The 18,247-nt window shown below is 66.6% G+C and carries 20 protein-coding genes and 1 pseudogene; 8 read left to right on the forward strand and 13 right to left on the reverse strand.

Going from position 1 to position 18,247, the window contains the following annotated elements; translation table 11 throughout:
- Positions 1-31: 31 nt before the first annotated feature.
- The 10 genes from D7316_RS12860 to D7316_RS12905 all read right to left on the reverse strand — a co-directional run bounded on the left by D7316_RS12860 (position 32) and on the right by D7316_RS12905 (position 8,612).
- A complete protein-coding gene (locus D7316_RS12860) occupies positions 32-1,018 on the reverse strand; it encodes an AraC-like ligand-binding domain-containing protein (RefSeq protein WP_124708591.1) in 987 nt (328 codons plus the stop codon).
- A gap of 4 nt (positions 1,019-1,022) precedes the next feature.
- The gene (paaK, locus tag D7316_RS12865; protein ID WP_124708592.1) at positions 1,023-2,336 is read right to left on the reverse strand and encodes a phenylacetate--CoA ligase PaaK; all 1,314 of its coding nucleotides are present in this window, start codon (positions 2,334-2,336) and stop codon (positions 1,023-1,025) included.
- A gap of 32 nt (positions 2,337-2,368) precedes the next feature.
- The gene (gene paaE, locus D7316_RS12870; RefSeq protein WP_124708593.1) at positions 2,369-3,481 is read right to left on the reverse strand and encodes a 1,2-phenylacetyl-CoA epoxidase subunit PaaE; all 1,113 of its coding nucleotides are present in this window, start codon (positions 3,479-3,481) and stop codon (positions 2,369-2,371) included.
- A gap of 4 nt (positions 3,482-3,485) precedes the next feature.
- Positions 3,486-3,998, reverse strand: a complete 513-nt coding sequence (gene paaD, locus D7316_RS12875) for a 1,2-phenylacetyl-CoA epoxidase subunit PaaD (protein ID WP_124708594.1) — start codon at positions 3,996-3,998, stop codon at positions 3,486-3,488.
- 1 nt (position 3,999) lies between these two features.
- Positions 4,000-4,917, reverse strand: coding sequence for a 1,2-phenylacetyl-CoA epoxidase subunit PaaC (gene paaC, locus D7316_RS12880; RefSeq protein ID WP_124708595.1), 918 nt, complete (start codon positions 4,915-4,917; stop codon positions 4,000-4,002).
- An 8-nt stretch (positions 4,918-4,925) separates the two neighbouring features.
- Positions 4,926-5,219: a 1,2-phenylacetyl-CoA epoxidase subunit PaaB gene (gene paaB, locus D7316_RS12885; RefSeq protein WP_124708596.1), complete on the reverse strand. Its 294-nt coding sequence runs from the start codon at positions 5,217-5,219 to the stop codon at positions 4,926-4,928.
- Positions 5,216-6,166, reverse strand: coding sequence for a 1,2-phenylacetyl-CoA epoxidase subunit PaaA (paaA, locus tag D7316_RS12890; protein ID WP_124708597.1), 951 nt, complete (start codon positions 6,164-6,166; stop codon positions 5,216-5,218). The genes paaB and paaA overlap by 4 nt, the downstream gene beginning before the upstream one ends.
- Positions 6,167-6,253: 87 nt before the next feature.
- Positions 6,254-7,033, reverse strand: a complete 780-nt coding sequence (locus tag D7316_RS12895; RefSeq protein WP_124708598.1) for an enoyl-CoA hydratase/isomerase family protein — start codon at positions 7,031-7,033, stop codon at positions 6,254-6,256.
- Positions 7,030-7,893, reverse strand: a complete 864-nt coding sequence (locus tag D7316_RS12900; RefSeq protein WP_124708599.1) for a 3-hydroxyacyl-CoA dehydrogenase family protein — start codon at positions 7,891-7,893, stop codon at positions 7,030-7,032. Before D7316_RS12900 ends, D7316_RS12895 begins: the two co-directional genes overlap by 4 nt.
- Positions 7,890-8,612, reverse strand: a complete 723-nt coding sequence (locus D7316_RS12905; protein ID WP_124711311.1) for an enoyl-CoA hydratase/isomerase family protein — start codon at positions 8,610-8,612, stop codon at positions 7,890-7,892. The genes D7316_RS12900 and D7316_RS12905 overlap by 4 nt, the downstream gene beginning before the upstream one ends.
- Before the next feature lie 115 nt (positions 8,613-8,727).
- On the opposite strand from D7316_RS12905, the gene D7316_RS12910 reads away from it, so the two are divergent.
- From D7316_RS12910 to D7316_RS12935, 6 genes are all read left to right on the forward strand, one after another.
- Positions 8,728-9,339 (forward strand): TetR/AcrR family transcriptional regulator, encoded by a 612-nt coding sequence (locus tag D7316_RS12910; RefSeq protein WP_124708600.1) that lies wholly within the window; start codon positions 8,728-8,730, stop codon positions 9,337-9,339.
- A 79-nt stretch (positions 9,340-9,418) separates the two neighbouring features.
- On the forward strand, positions 9,419-11,461 hold the full coding sequence (gene paaZ / locus D7316_RS12915) for a phenylacetic acid degradation bifunctional protein PaaZ (protein ID WP_124708601.1): 2,043 nt from the start codon (positions 9,419-9,421) through the stop codon (positions 11,459-11,461).
- Positions 11,458-11,778, forward strand: coding sequence for an EthD family reductase (locus tag D7316_RS12920; protein WP_124708602.1), 321 nt, complete (start codon positions 11,458-11,460; stop codon positions 11,776-11,778). The genes paaZ and D7316_RS12920 overlap by 4 nt, the downstream gene beginning before the upstream one ends.
- Complete coding sequence (paaI, locus tag D7316_RS12925) at positions 11,768-12,205, forward strand: hydroxyphenylacetyl-CoA thioesterase PaaI (protein WP_124708603.1); 438 nt, start codon at positions 11,768-11,770, stop codon at positions 12,203-12,205. Before D7316_RS12920 ends, paaI begins: the two co-directional genes overlap by 11 nt.
- Before the next feature lie 108 nt (positions 12,206-12,313).
- Positions 12,314-12,790: a MarR family winged helix-turn-helix transcriptional regulator gene (locus D7316_RS12930; RefSeq protein ID WP_124708604.1), complete on the forward strand. Its 477-nt coding sequence runs from the start codon at positions 12,314-12,316 to the stop codon at positions 12,788-12,790.
- Positions 12,783-14,423, forward strand: a complete 1,641-nt coding sequence (locus D7316_RS12935; RefSeq protein WP_269462497.1) for an MDR family MFS transporter — start codon at positions 12,783-12,785, stop codon at positions 14,421-14,423. Before D7316_RS12930 ends, D7316_RS12935 begins: the two co-directional genes overlap by 8 nt.
- An 18-nt stretch (positions 14,424-14,441) precedes the next feature.
- On the opposite strand, the gene D7316_RS12940 is transcribed toward D7316_RS12935, so the two are convergent.
- The 3 genes and pseudogenes from D7316_RS12940 to D7316_RS27670 all read right to left on the reverse strand — a co-directional run.
- Positions 14,442-15,254, reverse strand: a complete 813-nt coding sequence (locus D7316_RS12940) for an MBL fold metallo-hydrolase (RefSeq protein WP_124708606.1) — start codon at positions 15,252-15,254, stop codon at positions 14,442-14,444.
- Positions 15,255-15,294: 40 nt separating this feature from the next.
- The gene (locus D7316_RS27445) at positions 15,295-15,567 is read right to left on the reverse strand and encodes a hypothetical protein (protein ID WP_232017238.1); all 273 of its coding nucleotides are present in this window, start codon (positions 15,565-15,567) and stop codon (positions 15,295-15,297) included.
- A 260-nt stretch (positions 15,568-15,827) separates the two neighbouring features.
- Positions 15,828-16,004, reverse strand: a pseudogene (locus D7316_RS27670) (TetR/AcrR family transcriptional regulator); the annotation flags it as partial.
- A 79-nt stretch (positions 16,005-16,083) separates the two neighbouring features.
- Here D7316_RS27670 and D7316_RS12950 point away from each other — a divergent pair.
- Both D7316_RS12950 and D7316_RS27250 read left to right on the forward strand, forming a co-directional pair.
- Positions 16,084-16,641 carry an ester cyclase gene (locus D7316_RS12950; RefSeq protein ID WP_124708607.1) on the forward strand — a complete coding sequence of 186 codons (558 nt, stop codon included), beginning with the start codon at positions 16,084-16,086 and terminating at the stop codon, positions 16,639-16,641.
- A gap of 23 nt (positions 16,642-16,664) precedes the next feature.
- A complete protein-coding gene (locus D7316_RS27250) occupies positions 16,665-18,230 on the forward strand; it encodes a zinc-binding dehydrogenase (protein WP_197718234.1) in 1,566 nt (521 codons plus the stop codon).
- The last annotated feature ends 17 nt before the right edge of the window (positions 18,231-18,247 follow it).

Below are 18,247 nucleotides of genomic sequence, written 5' to 3' on the forward strand. Positions count from 1 at the left end.
GTTCGTCCCCCGGGTATTCCATCGTCCCCGTCTACGCGGAGGAGGAATCGATACCCGGGGGACGAACCGTGCGGCTTTCCCGGAACTGCCGCGGCGACATCCCGTACGTGCTCTTGAACAGCCGCGAGAAGTGTGCTGCGTCGACCAATCCGTTGGCGGCGCAGATCGATCCGACACTGCGATGTAGCTGGGCCGGGTCGGCGAGGTCGCGGCGGCAGCGTTCGAGCCGACGCTGCCGGATGAAGCCCGCGACGGTGTGCCCGTCGTGGGCGAAGAGTTTCTGAAGGTACCGCACCGACACGTGGTGGTGCGCGGCCACCATCGCGGGCGACAACCCGCTGTCGCTGAGGTTGCCCTCGATGTACGACCGCGCCGACAACAACACGGTCTCCCCTGCCCCCAACGTGTCGTCGGGAGCGGAGGCCCGCAACGCCGCACTGACCAGGTCCGCGACGGCATCGCCCACCAGGGGCGACGAGCACGCACCCGACCCCGACAAGGCCTGCGACCGTAGCGACACGAGCATCGGCGTGATCAACGCCCCGATACCGGTGCTCGACGTGATCGTGCGGGCGGTCCCCTCGTGGAGCTCGCCATCTGTCACCCGCAGCGACGCGCGCGGGATGACCGCGACGAGCATGTCGAACGAGTCGCCGAGCGCGAGGTCATATCGTTCACTGGTGTCATAGATCGCCAGATCGCCCGCACTGAGCCGGGCCTCCCGATCATGCTGTGACACCGTTGAAGTCCCGCGCATCTGCACGCCCACCTTGATGACGCCGGGATCGGATCGTCGGATCGTCGATGCGGACCGCCGCACGTGCACACGCTCGCCGACCACGTCCGACAACTGCAACTCACCGAGTCCGACGCTCGACAACCCGCCCCGGAACCCGATCGTCTGACCTGCCATCGGCGCAGCATCGAGCGGCACGAAGGCCTCGGATATCGCCGCTCGCCATCGGTCGAAACCGATGTCCCGCAGCGGTTCGTCGGCATGTGTGCGCGTCGCGATCATCGCATCAGTCCTTCGGCCGGTTGTCCACCAATCGCCGGGCCTTCCCGGTGGAACGCTGCAACGTGCCCGGAGCGGCGATGGCCACGTCCACGGTAACGCCGATCCGATTCTTGATGAGCTTCTTCAGCGAGGCAGCCGCCGCGACGTGCTGCTCGCTCGCGACCTCGGGGCGATACTCGACGTGCACGGTGAGGGTGTCCATCCGGCCCGGACGGTCGAGAACGCACTGGAACTGCGGCGCCAGTGCCGGCTCGGTCAGGATCAGCTCCTCGATCTGCGTCGGGAACAGATTTACCCCGCGCAGAATGATCATGTCGTCGCTGCGGCCGGTGATCTTCTGGATCCGACGCATCGTCCGCGCCGTCCCCGGCAACAACCGGGTCAGATCACGGGTGCGATAACGCACGATCGGCATGGCCTCCTTGGTGAGCGAGGTGAACACGAGTTCGCCCTCCTCCCCGTCGGGCAGGACCTCACCCGTCATGGGATCGATGATCTCCGGGTAGAAATGGTCTTCCCAGATGTGCAGGCCGTCCTTGGTCTCCACACATTCCTGTGCCACACCGGGTCCCATCACCTCGGACAGACCGTAGATGTCGACGGCGTCCATACCGAGTTGCTGCTCGAGTTCCCGACGCATCTGTTCGGTCCAGGGTTCGGCACCGAACACGCCCGTGCGCAACGAGGTGGCCGCGGGATCGATGCCCTTGGCGATCATGGCGTCGAGGATGGTCAGCATGTACGACGGCGTCACCATGATGGCGTCCGGCGCGAAGTCCTCGATGAGCTGGATCTGCCGGTCGGTCATCCCGCCCGACATCGGGATCACCGTGCAGCCCAATCGTTCCGCACCGTAGTGCGCACCCAGCCCACCGGTGAAGAGCCCGTACCCGTAGGCGACGTGCACCTTGTCGGTGGGTCGTACGCCCGCCGCCCGCAGACTACGCGCCACGAGGTCGGCCCAGTTGTCCAGATCGTTGGTCGTGTAGCCGACGACGGTGGGCCGTCCGGTGGTCCCCGACGACGCGTGGATGCGCGACACCCGGTCCTGCGGGACGGCGAGCATCCCGAACGGGTAGTTCTCGCGAAGATCGGCCTTGCCCGTGAACGGGAACAGCGACAGATCCGACAGTTCCTTCAGATCCGACGGATGAACCCCCTTCTCGTCGAACGCATTCCGGTAGTGCGCCACGTTGTCGTAGGCATGCTGCAGCGACCAGCGCAACCGGTCGAGCTGCAGCGCGGCGATCCGATCGCGCGACGCGAACTCGATGTCGGCGGTGTCATGGGCCTCAGGGGCTGGCAGGGTGCTGGTCATGGGGATCTCCAGGGATCTTCTCGGGTGGGGGTTCAGGCGTCGAAGTCGACGGTGACCTGGTCACCGACGGGGAAGGTCTGGCAGGTGAGGACGAATCCGTCGGCGACCTCGGAGTCCTCGAGCGCGTAGTTGCGACGCATGTCGACGTCGCCGCAGACGACCTTGGCGCGACACGTGCCGCACACGCCGCCCTTGCAGGCGAACGGCAGGTCCGAGCGCAGTTCCTCACCGGCGTCGAGGATCGACTCGTCGCGCGACAGGGTGCCGCTCACCGACCGGCCGTCGAGGACGATGGTGACCTCACTGGTCGGACCGGTCGTGCCGGGCTCACGGTGCTTCTCCTGCGGTGGCGGCGTCGCCTCGACGTAGAACAGTTCGAAGTGGATGCGGTCCTTCGGGATTCCGCGATCGGCGATGGCCTCCTGCGCGGTCTCGACCATACCGAGGGGTCCGCACAGCCAGAAGTGGTCGATGTCGGCGGTCGGCACCACGGAGTCGAGGATCTCGTCGAGCCGCTCGCGGTCGAGGCGGCCGCTGAACAGCTCCACCTCACGCGGTTCGCGCGACAGCACGTGGATGACGTCGAGCCGGGGCCCATGGCGGTCTTTCAGGTCGGCGATGTCCTCGGCGAACATGACCGAGCGAGTGCGGCGGTTGGCGTAGATCAGTGTCACCTCCGCGCCCGGGTGTTCGAGCATGGACGCGGCGATGGACAGCATCGGTGTGATGCCCGAGCCGGCGGCGATCAGCAGGTGCCGCCCGCCGGCCGACGGGTCGGCGTGGAAGGTGCCCGACGGGGCCTGCACGTCGATGTGGTCGCCGGCACGGACATCGTGGACCAGCCAGCTGGAGAAGAGCCCACCGTTGACCTCGCGGACCCCCACCCGCGGTGACCGTCCGGCGGGAGCGCAGATCGAGTAGCTCCGGCGATGTTCGACCCCGTCGACGGTGCGTCGTAGCGTCAACGACTGGCCCGGCCGGAAATCGAACTCCGACGACAGATCATTCGGGATGTCGAACCGGACCGCGACGGCGTCGTCGCAGAGCGGTTCGACGTCGGCGACGGTGAGCGTGTGGAATGCACGATCGTGCGGCATCGGGGCCGCGGGCACCGCGGTGGTCTCGAGGACCGGACTGCTCGACATGTCCTCAGATCTCCTTCATGTGATCGAACGGTTCTGCACAGTCCTCGCACCGGTAGTGCGCCTTGCACAGGGTCGCACCGAACTCCGAGATCAGTTGTGTCTGTGCGGAACCGCATAGCGGGCAGGCGACCACGCGGGGACGCGCGATCAGGGTCAGCGGGATCGGTCCGGCGTCCGGCAGGGGGGCGCTCCCCGGTGGCGAGTAGCCGGCCGCGACGAGTTTGCGCCGGCCCTCGTCGGTGATCCAGTCGGTACTCCAGGCGGGCTGCAGACTGGTCCGGACCTCGACCGGCGAGCGGCCATGCCGATGCAGGGCCGAGACGATGTCGTCGCGGATCGTGCCCATCGCCGGGCATCCCGAATAGGTGGGGGTGATGGTGACGGTCACCGCCCCGGTGGTCGAGTCCTCTGTGACGTCACGGATGATGCCCAGGTCCTCGAGCGTGACCATCGGCATCTCCGGGTCGAGAACCTCCCCGACGATCTCTCGCGGTGACAGTGCTGTCGCGCAGTACATCTCACCACACCCCTTCGGGGTGAACCCGTGCCACGCTCTGCATCTCGGCCACGATGTACCCCATCTTCTCCGTGTGCAGACCCGCCCGACCGGCGCGTCCACCGACACGGCCCACGTGCGGACCGTCCGGCGTGTCCATCTCGGCCGCATGCAGGACCTGCCCGACCACCCGGTCGAACTCGTCGCGAACGTCACTCGGGTCGACCGCGACCCCGACCGCGGCGAGGGTGAGTTCCTCGCTGGTCGGTACGAACAGCTCGTCCACGTACGGCCACACCCGGGCCAGCCCGTCGCGCAGTCGCTTCCGGGATTCATCGGTCCCACAGCCCAGGGTGACCACCCAGCGGGCCGAGTAGTCGCGGTGGTAGGTCAGCTCCTTGACGCCCTTCGCGGCAACCGCTGCCAGCACCGGATCCCGCGAGGTCTGCAGCCGATCGAACAGAGCCAGGCGCCACGTCGAGAAGACGAACAGCCGGACCATCGTCTTGGCGAAATCCCCGTTGTCGAGCTCTGGCAGTTGGACGTTCCGGAAGTCCTGCTCGTCGCGGAAGAACGCGAGCGCATCCTCGGCGGGAACGGGCGAGGTGTCCGAGATGAACGGGACGAGTGTCGCATCGGCGGCCGCGGCACGGGCGAGAAGCAACCGAGCCTGCCCGAGGAGGTCGAGCCCGACGTTGGCCAGCGCGACTTCCTCTTCGAGTTCGGGTGCGTGCGTGTTCCATTCGGCCAGCCGCTGGGCACTGATGAGCGCATCGTCGCCGAGCATCAGACAGTAGGCGCCGAGCACGCGCAGGTCGACGTCGCCGGGCACCGTGGTGTCGACGCCGGCGAGCGGGTCGTCGAAGCTCGTGCCGAAGGCCCACTGCCCGTGGCTGTTCTCGTCGACGAGGCCGTCATAGGCATTCTCGTGGTCGGTCATGGTCTCACTCACATGTGGGGAACGTTGTCGGGGATCTCGTAGAACGTCGGATGTCGGTAGACCTTGTCGCCGCTCGGCGCGAAGTACGGGTCCTTCTCGGACGGGCTCGTCGCGACGATGGATTCGGATCTCACGACCCAGATGCTGACGCCCTCGTTTCGTCGGGTGTAGACGTCACGCGCGTGGCGCAGGGCCATCTCGTCGTCGGCGGCACGCAGCGATCCGACGTGCACATGATTGAGTCCACGCTTGCCGCGGACGAACACTTCGTAGAGCGGCCACTCGGCCTTGATCTGGTTCATCGCTGATCCTCCTGCCCACGGGCGGCGAAGGCGACTGCTGCTTCGCGGACCCAGGTTCCGTTCTCATGTGCTTCCCGACGCACCTGGGTGCGCTCGAAGTTGAGGGCACCGTTGCCCTTGACGACCGCGGTGAACTCGCTCCAGTCGGGCTCGCCGAAGTCGTAGGAGCCACGCTCCTCGTTCCAGACCAGGTCCGGATCGGGGAAGGACACGCCCAGGGCCTGCGCCTGCGGCACGCTCATGTCCACGAATCGTTGCCGCAGTTCGTCATTGGTGTGTCGCTTGATGCCCCACGCCATCGATTGCTCGGTGTTGGGCGACTGATCGTCGGGCGGGCCGAACATCATCAGCGCCGGCCACCACCACCGGTTCACCGACTCCTGCACCATCGCCCGCTGCTCGTCGGTGCCGCGCATCATCGTCGTGAGGAGTTCATACCCCTGGCGTTGATGGAACGACTCCTCCTTGCACACCCGGATCATGGCGCGCGCGTACGGCCCGAACGAGCTGCGGCACAGCGGAACCTGATTGCAGATCGCCGCGCCGTCGACCAGCCAGCCGATGGTCCCGACGTCGGCATAGGTCGGCGTCGGATAGTTGAAGATCGAGGAGTACTTCTGGCGACCCTCGATGAGCTTCTCGGTGAGATCTGTCCGGTCTGCGCCCAGGGTCTCGGCAGCCGAGTAGAGATACAGACCGTGTCCGGCCTCGTCCTGGACCTTGGCCATCAGGATCGCCTTGCGCCGCAGCGAGGGCGCGCGGGTGATCCAATTCCCCTCGGGCTGCATCCCGATGATCTCCGAATGCGCATGCTGAGCGATCTGCCGGATCAGGGTCTTGCGGTAGCCGTCGGGCATCCAGTCGCGCGGTTCGACCCGTTGGTCATGCGCGATCGTCTCATCGAACTGGACCAGTAGGTCGTCGTGCAAGGCACTTGACGTGGTCATCTCTCCTACTTTCAATACCGAATGATCGGTTGGTAATAGTATGCCGAAAAGTGAGCCGCGACACAAGGCGCGGCTCGCCTTCGGACCTCAGCGTCCGACGAACACCGGCTTCTCCTTGGCGAGGAAGGCACTCACCGCCGCCTTGTGGTCGACCGAGCGACCCAGCTCGGACTGAGCCGTCGCCTCCCGGTCCAGCGCGGCGTCGAGCCCCTCCGCCGCTGCCCCGATCAGCCCCTTGACCTGGCGGTACGCCTCGGTCGGCCCACTCGCGAGGCGCGTCGCCAACCGGTGCGCGGTGGTCCCGATCTCGTCGTCGGCGACCACCCGGTGGACCAGGCCCCAGTCCAGCGCCTGCTCGGCCGACACCTTGTCGCCCAGCATCATCAGCCCGACCGCGCGACTCGGTCCGAGCGCGGTGACCAGTGCATGGCTGAGTCCGGAGTCGCTCGCGAGACCGATGCCCGTGAACGCCGTGGCGAACGACGTCCCGTTGCCGGCGACCCGGATGTCACCCGCCAGCGCGATGCCGAGGCCGGCCCCGACGCAGGCGCCCTGGATCGCGACGACGACCGGAACGGCCACGGCCGCCAGCGCCCGGATGAGTGGGTTGTAATGCTGCGCCACGGTGTCCATGGCGGTCGCCGGGTCGGCCTCGAGCGCGGTGACATGCTCACCGAGATCCTGGCCCACGCAGAAGTTGCGGCCCTCCGCGGCGATGAGTACCGCACGGACGGCGGGGTCGTCACCGACGGCCGTCACGGCATCGAGGAAGGCCGCCTTGGTGGTGAGGTCGAGCGCGTTGTGCGCCTTGGGACGAGCGATGGTGATCGTGGCCAGCCCGTCGGCTGTGGTGGCGGTGACGGTCATGACGCACCTTCCTTCCATTCGTAGAATCCTTGCCCGGCCTTGCGTCCAAGCTCGCCGCGGGCAACTTTGTCGCGCAGCAGCTTCGGCGGCTCGAAACGCTCACCGAGGGTCGCGGCCAGGTGCTCGGCGATCGCCAGCCGGACATCGAGACCGACGAGGTCCGTGGAGCGCAACGGCCCCATCGGATGCCGGTAGCCGAGTTCCATCGCCCGGTCGATGTCGGCAGCGTCGGCGACGCCGTCCTCGACCATCCGGATGGCCTCGAGTCCCAGGCAGACACCGAGGCGGCTGGTGGCAAAGCCCGGCGCGTCGTTGACCACCACCTCCGACTTGCCGATCTGGCGGACCCATGACCGCACCGCGGAGACGGTTCCATCGGCCGTCGCGGGCGCCCGGACGATCTCGACCAGCGACGACGCCGGGACCGGATTGAAGAAGTGCATCCCGACGAAACGACTGGGATCATTCAGAGCCGCACCGAGTTCGGTGATCGACAACGAACTCGTGTTCGACGCCAGGATGGCACCGTCGGCCAGCGCCTTCTCGGCGGCGACCAGGACGTCGATCTTGAGCGCGGGCTGTTCGGGGACGGCCTCGACGACGAGATCCAGCCCCACGGGCAGGTCCGCTACCGCACCGACCGTCGAGACCCGTCGCGTCACTTCGACCGGATCCCGCCCATTGAGTTTTCCCCGCTCGTGAGCGCGGGCGACCCCGGTCACGACCCGTTCCCGAGCAGCACCCTGGTCGTGACTCTCGGCAATCGTGACGTCGGCGCCCAGGGTGGCGAAGACCTGTGCGATACCCGCGCCCATCCTTCCGCCGCCGATCACACCGATCGCGGTGGGTGTTGTGGTCATCGTTTCCTCTCCAGGAAGGCTGTCATCCGTCGGTGCTTGTCGTCGGTCTCGAACAGGACCGCCTGCGCGATGTCGGCGGCCCACGGTTGGCTACCCGGGGCGTCGATGATGGTCTTGGTGAACCGGAGCGCCAGCGACGACTGTCGCGTGATGCGGTCGACGACCTTGTGCGCCGCGGCCAGGTGATCGTCGACCACGTCCATCACCAGACCCGTGCGCAATGCGGTGTCGGCGTCGAGGTTTCGCCCGGCCATCAAGACCTGCTTGGCCACCGATTCCCCCACGAGCGCGGGGAGTCGGTAGCCCGCTCCGGCCGCGGCGAGGATGCCGAGGTCGGGTTCCGGGTTGCCGAACACCGCGGTCGGCGTGGCGATCCGGATGTCGCAGGCGTAGGACAGCTCGGCCCCGCCGCCCAGCGCATACCCCGAGACCGCGGCCACGGTGGGCAGCGGGAGCCGCGCGATGCGGTCGAAGAGCGTGCGATTGATGCCGTCGAGTGCCTCGGCGCGCCCACGGTCACGGAGCTCGCCGATGTCCGCGCCGCCGGCGAAGTGATCGCCGCGTCCGGTGATCACCACCGGCTTCGGGGCGCGCTCGATCACCTCGCACGCCCGGTGGAGCTCGTCGATCATCTGCGCGTTGATCGCGTTGCGTTGAGCCGGTCGGTCCAAGGTGAGGACATACCGGTCGTCGGTCTCATGCAGCTCGATGGTGACCATCATGTGCTCGACTGCTCCTTCCAGACCTACTATTAATAACCGAATCTTTGGTCGGTAACAAGTGGTCGACAGCAGAAGCACAGAAGCCGGCGACCACGAATGACAGGATGGGGCCATGAGTACGACACCCGCGATCCGCCGCACCGGGCGCCCCGGGCGGCCCGGCTACGACCTCGACTCGCTCCTCGCCGTGGCCGTCAAGGTCTTCAACGAGAAGGGTTACGACGGCACCAGCATGGACGTGTTGGCCGAGCGGCTCGGCCTGAGCAAGTCGTCGATCTACCACCACGTATCGGGGAAACAGGAGTTGCTCGAACTCGCCCTCAATCGCGCGCTCAACGCGCTCTTCGCTGCGACGACCGAGGCACAAGCGACCGAGGGGCGCTACGTCGACCGACTGGAATACCTGGTCAGGCGCAGTGTGCAGATCCTCGTCGCGGAACTCCCGTACGTGACCTTGCTGCTCCGCGTGCGGGGCAACACCGCGGTCGAACGCCGCGCGCTGGCCCGCCGGCGGGAGTTCGACGCCTTCGTCGGCGACCTGGTCACCGCCGCCGCCGACGAGGGAGATCTTCATCCCCACATCGATCCGGCATTGGTCGCCCGACTGCTCTTCGGCACGGTGAACTCGCTGATCGAGTGGTACCGACCGAGGGCCGGGACGTCGGCGGACGACCTCGCCGATGCGGTCGTCGCGTTGACGTTCGACGGCCTCCGCAGCACCTAGCCGGCCCACCCGTCCTTGACATCCCCGCCATTCGCAGCGATGGTAATTACCGACCGAATGGACGGTGGACGGAGTGATCGTGAGCAATCTTCTGCAGAGTTACGCCCAGGGGCGCTGGTTCACGGCGGCCGATGACGGCACGCCGTTGGCCAGCGCCGTCGACGGCCACGAGGTGGCCCGGATCTCGTCGAAGGGGCTGGACCTCGCGGGCATGGTCGAGTACGGGCGCACGGTCGGTGGGCCCGCCCTTGCCGCGTTGACCTTTCACGAACGGGCCGCCCTACTCAAACAACTCGGCATGACCCTCATGGCCGGAAAAGACGAGTTCTACGAGCTGTCGCGTCACACCGGAGCCACCGCACGGGATTCCGGCGTGGACATCGACGGCGGCTTCGGCACCGTCCTCAGCTACGCGAGCAAGGCGCGACGCGAACTGCCGAACGACACCGTCTACCTCGACGGCCCGGTCGAGCAGCTGGGCAAGAAGGGCACCTTCCTCGGACAGCACATCTACACCTCGCGCCAGGGCGTGGCGGTGCAGATCAACGCGTTCAACTTCCCGGTCTGGGGATTCCTCGAGAAGCTCGCCCCCGCGTTCATCGCCGGCGTGCCGTCGATCGTCAAGCCCGCGAGCCAGACCGCGTATCTGACCGAACTGGTGTTCCGCCGCATCATCGAGAGCGGCATCCTGCCCGAGGGGTCGGTCCAACTGTTGTGCGGCAGCGCCCGCGACCTCCTCGATCACCTCGACGGCCAGGACTCGGTCGCGTTCACCGGATCGGCCGACACCGCGGCGACGCTGCGCGCCCATCCACAGGTGGTGTCGTCGGGACTGCACTTCACGGCCGAGGCGGACTCGCTGAACGCCTCGATCCTCGGCACCGACGTCACCGTCGACGATCCCGAATTCGATCTCTACGTCAAACAACTCGTCACCGAGATGACCGTCAAGGCCGGCCAGAAGTGCACCGCGATCCGCCGCGCCTTCGTGCCGGAGCCCCTGATGGACGACGTGATCGCGGCCGCATCGGCCCGGCTGGCGACGATCACCGTCGGCAACCCCGCCTCCGACACCGTGCGCATGGGTGCACTGGCGAGTATCGAGCAGCGCGATGAGGTTCTGAAATCCCTTCGGGGACTCACCAAGTCGGCTGACATCGTCTTCGGCGACCCCGAGCATGTCGACGTCGTGGACGCCGATGCGACGAAAGGCGCGTTTCTCTCGCCCATTCTGTTGCGCGCCGACGACAAGACCGCACCGGAACCGCACGACATCGAGGCCTTCGGCCCCGTGTCGACGGTGATCGGTTACACGGACGCCGCCGACGCCGTCGAGCTCGCCGCCCGAGGCAAGGGCAGCCTGGTTGCGTCGCTCGTCACCAAGGACGCATCCCTGGCGGCCGAGGTGGTCCGCGGCCTGGCGCCGTACCACGGCCGCGCACTCGTGCTGAACGCGGAGAACGCACGAGAGTCCACCGGTCACGGTTCCCCATTACCGGTGCTGGTCCACGGCGGCCCCGGGCGCGCGGGCGGCGGCGAAGAGCTCGGCGGTATCCGCGGCGTGCTGCACCACATGCAGCGCACAGCGATCCAGGGCACGCCGAACGTGCTCACCGCCGTCGGCAAGAAATGGGTGACCGGCGCCGACCGCGTGCACGGCGATGTCCATCCGTTCCGGAAGGATCTGGCCGAGCTGGTCGTCGGCGACACGATCGTCGGCGGTCCGCGAAAGGTGACCCGCGCGGACATCGATCATTTCGCCGAGTTCACCGGCGACACCTTCTACGCGCACACCGATCCCGAAGCGGCCGCGGCCAATCCGCTGTTCGGTGGCATCGTCGCGCACGGCTACCTCGTGGTGTCACTGGCAGCGGGACTCTTCGTCGATCCGGCACCGGGTCCGGTGCTGGCCAACTTCGGCGTCGACGACCTGCGTTTCCTCACCCCGGTGAAGGCCGAGGACGACCTCACCGTCACGCTCACCGCCAAACTCATCACCCCGCGTCAGAGCGCCGACTACGGTGAGGTGCGCTGGGACGCAGTCGTGACCAATCAGAACGACGACCCGGTGGCCACCTACGATGTGCTCACCCTCGTCGCCAAGCCCGAGGAGAACCGATGACCATCCGCGTTGCCGTCTGCTATGGACAACCCGACGATCCCGCCGCCTTCGACGAGCACTACGAACGTGTGCACATCCCGTTGGCGAGCAAGGTCCCCGGCCTGACCGGATACACCTATTCGAAGGCGAGTTCGCTGGACGGGTCCGCTCCGCCGTACTACTCCGTCGCGAGCCTGTTCTTCCCGGACGCCGAAACCCTGCGCGCCGGACTGACGTCGCCGGAGATGGCCGCGGCCGCCGGCGATGTACCCAACTTCGCGACCGGCGGCGCCACCTTGTTCACCCACGAGGAGGTGTCGGTCCTCGATGTCGGCTGAGACCGCGCCCGCACCAGACCGTCTCGACGACCACCGGATCGCGCGCACGATGTTCGCAGAGGACGTCGCGTCGCGCGAGCTCGGCATCACGCTCGACGACCTCGGCCCCGGATATGCCCGCACCTCGATGACGGTGACGCCGTCGATGGTCAACGGCCACGGCATCACCCATGGCGGGTACGTGTTCATGGTCGCCGACACCACCTTCGCGCTGGCCTGCAACAGTCACGACGACGCCGCCGTCGCCGCCCGCGCCGACATCCGGTTCCTCCGTGCCACTCACGAGGGTGATGTGCTGGTCGCCGAAGCGGTCGAACGACAACGCTTCGGGCGCAACGGGATCTATGACGTCACAGTGAAGCGGGGTGACGACGTCATCGCCGAGTTCCGAGGAGATAGTCGGACGATTCCGGCCGCACGACACTGAGTGGCGGGGACACGGACATGTGACCTTCGACGCTGCCATTAGTTGATCTACGCAACCATCTGATATCGTTGCGTGAGTCAACCAACTGCAGCGGATCGAGGTGCGCACATGTCTGGCGAACCCGATGTCATCGGCAGCCTGGCCGATGAGTTCTGTCTGATGGGTCACGCCATCCGTGCCGCATTGGCCCCGGCCGTCGATTCGCACGGCCTCCTACCAGGGGCGATCGTCGTCATGATGGTGCTCAACACTCGCCAGCCGTGTCGGCAGGTCGAGCTGGCCGGCGAACTGTCGATCACGCCGTCCGGCCTGAGTCGGCACATCTCCGAGCTCGTCACGGCGGGTTATGTCGTCCGGCGACCCGATCAGACGGACGGTCGCGCATCGCTGATCGAGCTGACCGCCAAGGGCCTCGACCTGCTCGACCGGGCCCATCACAGTCGGGCGACGGCCCTCGCGAACGCACTCGGCGACTGGGACCACGACGACGTGACGGATGCGGTGGACGTCACCAGACGACTTCGAACCGCGCTGCACGCCTACGCGCAGACACATGCAAGAGAAAGTGAACCGACCCATGCCTGAGACCACCACGGCACCGACGGCGCCCGAGGGCGGTGTGATGACCCACCGTCAGATCCTCGAGGCGATGACCGGCCTGCTGGCGGCGCTGTTCACCGCGCTGCTGAGCACGACGATCGTCGCGACCGCCCTGCCCACCATCATCGGCGACCTGCAGGGCTCGCAGACGGCCTACGCGTGGGTGATCACCTCGGCGTTGCTCGCCAATGCCGCATCGACCCCGATCTGGGGCAAGCTGGCCGACCTGTTCAACAAGAAGGTCCTCGTCCAGTCCGCGATCATCATCTTCGTCATCGGATCGGTGATCGCGGGATTCGCCCACAGCGTCCCATTGTTGCTGGCGGCCAGGGTCATTCAGGGCCTCGGTATGGGCGGCTTGACCGCGCTGGTCGTGGCAATCATCGGCAGCATCGTGTCGCCGCGCGAACGGGGACGCTACTCCGGATACATGGGTGCGGTGATGGCCGTCGCGATGTCGGGTGGCCCGATCGTGGGCGGCCTGATCGCCGACAGCCCGCTCGGTTGGCGCTGGTGTTTCTTCGTGTGTGTACCGCTCGCGGTCATCGCACTCATCCTGCTGCAGAAGACGCTGAAGCTTCCGACTCAGCGTCAGGACAATGTGTCGATCGACTGGTTCGGCGCCATCACCCTGACCGCGGGTGTGTCCATCCTGCTCATCTGGGTCTCCTTCGCCGGCAAGGTCGGCTACTACGACTGGTGGTCGGCGGAGTCTGCGCTGTACGTCGGCATCGGGGTACTGCTGCTCGCAGCGACCATCTGGATCGAGACCAGGGCCAGCGCGCCGATCATCCCCCTGCGAATCGTCACCCAGCGCACGACCGGTCTGGCCATCATCGCGTCGATCGCGGTGGGCGTCGGCATGTTCGGCGCAACCACGTTCCTGGCCCAGTACTTCCAGACCGCGCGCGACTACTCGCCCACCATGGCGGGCATCCTGACCATCCCGATGGTCGTCGGACTGTTGACGGCCTCGGTCGGATCCGGCCAGCTGATCGCCCGCACCGGAAAGTGGAAGCGATTCGTGGTGACCGGTGGCGTGCTGATCGTGGTCGGGTTCGGGCTGCTGGCCACCATCGATCATGCGACCAACCTGTGGCTGATCTCGGCATACACCGTGATCCTGGGCCTCGGACTGGGCATGCTGATGCAGAATGTGGTTCTGGCGGTGCAGAACACGGTCAGCGTCAAGGACATCGGCGCCGCGTCGAGCAGTGTCGCCTTCTTCCGTACGTTCGGCGGTGCGATCGGCGTGTCGGTCCTCGGCTCCGTCCTCGCCACCCGGGTGAGCGAGCTGACCACGGAAGGACTGTCCGCCCTGGGAGTTCCCGCCGGATCGGGCGGTGGCGGCAATCTGGACCTCGACGCCCTGCCAGCGCCGGTGCGCGAGATCGTCCAGCACGCCTACGGCGACGCGACCGGACGCATCTTCCTCATCGCCGCCTTCGTGGCGATCGTGACGCTCATCGCGGTCGCATTCCTGCCGAACCGGCCACTGCGTCGGACCATCGACATCGAGCCGGCGCAGGCTGACCCCGCAGCCGAGGGGTCGGGCGTCGCCGATACCGCTGGGCTCATCGGCGACGAAGAAGTGGTCGCCGGAGGCCAACGGCGATGATTCCTCACCGCAGCAGGTTCAATCGGGACGACGCGGCTGCCGCTCGCCGTCGCGTGCACGTTCGAACAGAGTCGGATCGTGCGCGTTGATCAGCGTCAGAGCCGGATCATCCGCCGCCCACAGTTCACTCAATCGTTCATGGTTGGACTGCACGCGCCGCCAGTCGCGAGCGATCACGCGTTCCATCGCCGTCATGGCGAGCGGGGCATGCCCGGTCCCGTCGACCTGTCCGTGGTGGTAAAAGCTGTCGCCGACATGCAGGATCCGTCGACCGTCTGTTTCGACCGCCACCGCGGCGTGTCCGCGCGAATGACCCGGTAGGGCAACGAGAAAGATGCCCGGACCCACCGACGCCAGTTCGGTGGCAGCGTCGAATCCGTGCCAGGCCTCGGTCCGGCTCGGCGAATGGCCGACGACGTCCAATTCGTCGATGTAGCCCGCCCGGTAGCGCCGCTTCTCCACCAGCGTCGTGCGCGCCTTGGCGGCACCGATCTCATCAGCGGTGAGATGGACTCGTGCCCAGGGGAAGTCGGAGAGCCCTCCGATGTGGTCGGCATCGAAGTGGGTCAGGATGATGTCGCGAACGTCGCGCGGATCGTAGCCGAGTGAGGGCAGTTGTCGGATGGCCGCCTCATCGGGATCGAAGATGGGCCGGACATAGTGCCGGGCGGAGCCCATGCGGGTCCGTCGCTGCGGCCCGTCCATCACTCCGAACCCGGAATCCACCAGAGCCAGTCCATGATCTGTCTCGATGACCAGCACGTGGCAGACCAGTCCGTCGGGAGTCGCCCACGGCTTCATCGTTCCGCAATTGAGATGGTGAACCCTCATGGTCTGGGCCCTTCATGTCGAGTCGTGGTCGTGGGGGATGTCATCCGCGGCGACCGTCGATGCGGGCCCGTGCGGCCGCGACGAGTAGGTCGACGGTGTATTCGAACTCGGCGTCCCGGTCGAAATGCGCGAGGTCACTTGCGGCCGACGCGACGTCGGGCAGTCCGGACTCCTCGAGCGTCGCCTGACGGCGGCGAATGCCATCGACATCGGTGAGGCCGAACGTAGGCCCCGCGGAGACCTCCCGCAACAGCGTTCCCACCTGCGCGGCCACGAGCGTACGCAGCAAGTGGACCGCTTCGCCGGGGGACACCCACCTACCCGCAACGCCGCGAGGAGTGCTTGAACCGGAGCCAGCGCATCGAGCGAGGACAGCTGTCGGGTCAACACCAACTGGGCTGCATTCGGATGCGCGCGTGCGACATCCCGGAATGCGTGGGCAATCGCACGGATGTCCCGGTCCAGAGAACCCACTGGTTCCGGTATGACCATCGATCCCAGAATCCGTTCGGCGACGGCGTCGAGCAGCGCCTCCTTGTCATCGACATGGTTGTAGAGGCTCTTCGCGTCGACGCCGAGTCGGGTTGCCACGGCGCGCATGCTCACGCCCGGCAGACCCTCGTCGTCGATGACGGCGATAGCGGCATCCGCGACTGCGGCTCGGGAGAGCTGTTGAGCCCCGCGCGGTGGCCGTCCGCGACGTGGCACCGAAGATGTGCTCTCACCAGTGATCGCCATGGCAACCATCATGCCGACCGTTGCAGAAATCCACAACGTGGGTTAATGTGATCGAGATTAAACCCACATTGTGGATTATCGGAGGCTCATCATGTCCCAGTTCGACATTCCCGACGTCGAGACCCTGCGCGCTCGCCAGAAGCTCGTCCTCGACCACTTCCACGACGAAGTGGTACAGGAGTGGGACGACGTACTCGCCACCTTCCCGCATCCGCACTACGAGCTGATCCCCACTTTGACGGTGCACGACGGAGATTCGGAGGTGCGCGGCTACTACCACGACACCCGTGTCGCCTTTCCCGATCAGGATCACGAGATCATCGCGCTGCGGCACAGTGCGGATGCCGTCATCGTCGAGTTCTGGCTCCTGGGAACACATTTGGGTCCGCTCGGCGGACTTCCGGCGACCGGGCAGCACCATCGGACACGCATGACCGCGTACTTCATCTTCGACGAGAACGAGAACCTCGTGTGCGAGCGGATCTACTTCGACACCCTCACCCTGCTCAAGCAGCTGCTCGGCGGCATCAATCTGAAGGACCCGAGACAGTGGCCCACGCTCGTGAAAGCGCTACGCGCACTCTCCACGATGTCGGGGCAACCCGATCCGCGCCTCCTCAACACATCTGTTCCCGAACTCGCCCACTGAATAGCCCTGCACAGGAGACGACCATGACCATGCGTGCACTGATCGGCGGCCTCGGCTCCGACTGGAAGATGACCGACACCGATCTCCCCGCCCTGCGCCTGGGCGCCGTTCGCGTCCGTGTGGTCGCGGCCGCGATGAACCGCGCCGACCTCTACATGCTCGAGGGCACCTACTCCCCGAACGCAAAGACCTCGGACGTCTACACCGCGGGAATGGAATTCGCCGGCATCGTCGAGACATCAAGCCCCATGGCGCCACACCTTCCCGTCGGCACGCGCGTCATGGGCGTCACTCTCGGCGCCTTCGCGGACTACGCGCTGTGCCACCCCGGCACACTGCTGCCGATACCCGACGACCTCTCGTTCAGCGACGCCGCCACCCTGCCCGTCGGACTGGCGACCGAGCACGATGCGCTTGTCACCCAGGCCGGGTTCTCCGCGGGCGGCACGGTCATGATCGTCGGCGGCACCACCGCGATCGGCCTGGTGGGCATTCAACTCGCCAAGGCACTCGGCGCGGCCACGGTCATCGCCACCACCACGAGTGAGAGCAAACGCGTAGCACTGGTCGAGGCCGGCGCAGACGTCACGGTCAACACGTCGACCGAAGACCTCGCCGAGGTGACACTCGCAGCCACCGCGGGCAGCGGCGTGGACATCACCCTCGATCACGTCGGCGGCGATCTGTTCGCGCAGCTTCCCGCGGCCACTGCGGTCGGCGGCACCATCGTGAGCATCGGCCGCCTGGCCGGGCCGGTCGCCGCGCTCGACCTCGACCAGGTGGCGTTTCGGCGGCAGCGCGTCATCGGCACCACCTTCAGTGTCCGCACGCCAGACGAACTCGCCGAGGTCTGTGCCGCGCTGCAGCCCGAGGTGATCGATGCCGTCGCCGATGGGCGGATCACCCCACGCCGTGACCGATCGTTCCCGCCCGAGGACCACCTCACAGCCGCCAATCGACTGCGCGGCAACGAGGCTCTCGGCAAGATCGTGTTCGGCTTCGCCCCAGACGATCATCAGCCGCAACCGGTCGAACGGGCCGCGGCGTCATTCTTCGGCACCATCAGTCAACTCGGCTACGTGGTCACCGATCTCGACGCCGCCATCGCGCACTGGATCAGCCTGGGTGTCGGACCATGGTTCCGCACCAGAAACGTGCGGCCCGAGAACTTCACCTACCATGGCCAGCCATCGGACATGGTGATGGACGTCGCACTGGCCAACAGCGGAGAGCTCCAGATCGAACTGATCCAACAGACCAACGACGCCCCGTCGATGTACCGCGACTTCCTCGCCACCGGTTCCGAAGGCCTCCAACACGTCGCTTACTGGTCCAGCGAATACCAGGATCTCCATGAGCGCGCGATCGCGGCCGGATTCGTTGTCGGACAACAGGGAGAGCTCGGGGGTCCCGAGGGACGCTTCTGCTACTTCGACACCGAGGACCAGCGTGGCACCGTCGTCGAGATCTCCGACGTCGGCGGGCCGAAAGCGTTGCTGTTCGGCTACGTCAAACTCGCGGCGCAGCAGTGGGACGGCACAAACCCGATCATCGACGTCGATCTCGAAGCACTGAGAAGTCAGGTGTGACGATCGATCTCGAGCGA

The organism is Gordonia insulae (assembly GCF_003855095.1).
Classification (GTDB): Bacteria; Actinomycetota; Actinomycetes; order Mycobacteriales; family Mycobacteriaceae; genus Gordonia; species Gordonia insulae.

What these genes read in the sequence shown, in the direction of transcription:
- paaD (WP_124708594.1), bottom strand. Translation starts at nt 3,998, where the DNA reads ATGTACTGCGCGACAGCACTGTCACCGCGAGAGATCGTCGGGGAGGTT.
- D7316_RS12935 (WP_269462497.1), top strand. Translation starts at nt 12,783, where the DNA reads ATGCCTGAGACCACCACGGCACCGACGGCGCCCGAGGGCGGTGTGATG.
- paaA (WP_124708597.1), bottom strand. Translation starts at nt 6,166, where the DNA reads ATGACCACGTCAAGTGCCTTGCACGACGACCTACTGGTCCAGTTCGAT.
- paaK (WP_124708592.1), bottom strand. Translation starts at nt 2,336, where the DNA reads ATGACCAGCACCCTGCCAGCCCCTGAGGCCCATGACACCGCCGACATC.
- paaE (WP_124708593.1), bottom strand. Translation starts at nt 3,481, where the DNA reads ATGTCGAGCAGTCCGGTCCTCGAGACCACCGCGGTGCCCGCGGCCCCG.
- paaI (WP_124708603.1), top strand. Translation starts at nt 11,768, where the DNA reads ATGTCGGCTGAGACCGCGCCCGCACCAGACCGTCTCGACGACCACCGG.
- D7316_RS12930 (WP_124708604.1), top strand. Translation starts at nt 12,314, where the DNA reads ATGTCTGGCGAACCCGATGTCATCGGCAGCCTGGCCGATGAGTTCTGT.
- D7316_RS12860 (WP_124708591.1), bottom strand. Translation starts at nt 1,018, where the DNA reads ATGATCGCGACGCGCACACATGCCGACGAACCGCTGCGGGACATCGGT.
- D7316_RS12940 (WP_124708606.1), bottom strand. Translation starts at nt 15,254, where the DNA reads ATGAGGGTTCACCATCTCAATTGCGGAACGATGAAGCCGTGGGCGACT.
- paaB (WP_124708596.1), bottom strand. Translation starts at nt 5,219, where the DNA reads ATGAACCAGATCAAGGCCGAGTGGCCGCTCTACGAAGTGTTCGTCCGC.
- D7316_RS27250 (WP_197718234.1), top strand. Translation starts at nt 16,665, where the DNA reads ATGACCATGCGTGCACTGATCGGCGGCCTCGGCTCCGACTGGAAGATG.
- D7316_RS12950 (WP_124708607.1), top strand. Translation starts at nt 16,084, where the DNA reads ATGTCCCAGTTCGACATTCCCGACGTCGAGACCCTGCGCGCTCGCCAG.
- D7316_RS12910 (WP_124708600.1), top strand. Translation starts at nt 8,728, where the DNA reads ATGAGTACGACACCCGCGATCCGCCGCACCGGGCGCCCCGGGCGGCCC.
- D7316_RS12905 (WP_124711311.1), bottom strand. Translation starts at nt 8,612, where the DNA reads ATGGTCACCATCGAGCTGCATGAGACCGACGACCGGTATGTCCTCACC.
- D7316_RS12920 (WP_124708602.1), top strand. Translation starts at nt 11,458, where the DNA reads ATGACCATCCGCGTTGCCGTCTGCTATGGACAACCCGACGATCCCGCC.
- D7316_RS12895 (WP_124708598.1), bottom strand. Translation starts at nt 7,033, where the DNA reads ATGACCGTCACCGCCACCACAGCCGACGGGCTGGCCACGATCACCATC.
- paaC (WP_124708595.1), bottom strand. Translation starts at nt 4,917, where the DNA reads ATGACCGACCACGAGAATGCCTATGACGGCCTCGTCGACGAGAACAGC.
- D7316_RS12900 (WP_124708599.1), bottom strand. Translation starts at nt 7,893, where the DNA reads ATGACCACAACACCCACCGCGATCGGTGTGATCGGCGGCGGAAGGATG.